At 51.4% G+C, this 278-nt stretch carries 1 protein-coding gene; it reads left to right on the forward strand.

Annotated features, from left to right (window positions below; translation table 11 throughout):
- The coding region (locus tag ACZ3GY_RS23850) for a hypothetical protein (protein ID WP_465912202.1) at positions 1-278 on the forward strand (278 nt) is incomplete at both ends.

A 278-nucleotide genomic window follows, 5' to 3' on the forward strand; every position in this document is an offset into this window, starting at 1 on the left:
GATGTGTCAGCATGGAAAGAGAAGGGTTTTATCACGTTAGGTACTGCAGATATCGTTGCTAAAAACGGCGACCAGGGAGTTACTCTGCGCTTAAAGTCTGCGGCTATTTCTGCAGACGCCTCGCTCGTTTTTTTTCAGATAACACCTGCCAAGCTACGGACCATTCGACGAGATTTGAATGGGCGTATTGATATGGGGGCCGTGCGCGCAGATCCTCCTGCGGGCATTCACGCTAGTGGAAGTAGCGTAATGCAGGCCGTATTCCTGGCGCCGATATC

This window comes from Pseudomonas sp. PME37.24/006 (assembly GCF_055556635.1).